Source organism: Paraburkholderia sp. J94, from assembly GCF_905220285.1.
GTDB classification, from domain to species: Bacteria; Pseudomonadota; Gammaproteobacteria; order Burkholderiales; family Burkholderiaceae; genus Paraburkholderia; species Paraburkholderia tropica_A.
Genome location: NZ_CAJMZH010000041.1, coordinates 1 through 1,143, shown reverse-complemented (window position 1 = coordinate 1,143; position 1,143 = coordinate 1). Strand labels below are relative to the sequence as shown.

The window sequence follows — 1,143 nt, the reverse complement described above, 5'->3', positions numbered from 1 at the left end:
TAGCCGCGCGGTTGCGAAGCCATCGGAGGCGACCAACGACAACGCCCGTGAATATATCTGGGCCGATTACGCACAGCCGCAGCAGGGGGGGAACGGACTGAATTCCCCGCGCAACGACGATGAGTTCGAAGGCTCGCACCTGGCGCGCGTGCGCGCCGATGCGCATCGCAACAAGTCGCTGGTCATCAAGGCGTGGGGCAACCTGCGCGGTGTGATGACCGGGCGGCAGCTGACGATCACGGACCACCCGTTCTATCCGGTGAACCGCAAGTACATCGTGACGGGCACGAAGATCGAGATCGTGAACAACGACTCGGTGACGCAGGGCGGCGAGGTCAAGCGGGAATACATATGCCGGATGAAGTTCTGGGGCGTGCCCTCGCTCCACGCCTACCGCATCCCGCTGAAGGCGAAGAAGCCGCGTGCGTTTGCGGAGACGGCGGTCGTGACCGGTTACGACCGCGATCCTGGTGTGCTCACGGACCCGATGGCGCGCGTGCGCGTGAAGTTCATCTGGGACCGCAGGAACAAGCGCACTGAGCAGGCGTCGTGTTGGATACCGCTCATGCAGGTGTGGCAGGGGCAGCGGTATGGCGGGCTGTGGCTTCCGCGCGTGGGCGATCACGTCTATATCGGCTATGTGAACTCCGATCCTGATCGTCCGTTCATCCTCGGTAGTCATGTGACGGACTACAACAAGGTGCCCTGGGATCTGTACCAGAACCACGCGCTTTCGGGCTGGCGCAGTCAGAGCCTGGCGGGGTTTGGCAAGGGTTCCAATACGGTGGTGTCCGACGATACGCCTGGGCAGTTGCAGGTGCAGATGACGAGTGATTACGCCAACTCGCGGTTTGTTGCGGGGTACAACACGCGCATCGATGGGGACAAGGGGCGGACTGTGGCGCGGGGTGAGGGGATTGAGATTGCCTCGGACGCGCATGTTGTGGGGCGTGGCAACCAGGGGATGTTGCTGACCACCGAGCCCCGCGAAGGAGCATCGTCTCCGGTCAAGGACATGGGCGAGACGGTCGCGCGGCTTACCCAGGCCCGCCAGCAGCACGAGGATCTGTCGCAACTCGCGAAGAAGCATGCCGCGCAGACGCCCGAATCGAGCCAGGCTGATGTCGTTCAGGACATGAAGGT

Annotated in this window: 1 protein-coding gene; it reads left to right on the top strand. The window is 63.1% G+C overall.

Annotation, left to right across the window (positions count from 1 at the left end):
• Positions 1 to 1,143: type VI secretion system tip protein VgrG (locus U4Y88_RS37525; protein ID WP_321790114.1), on the top strand; the 1,143-nt coding region annotated here is incomplete at both ends.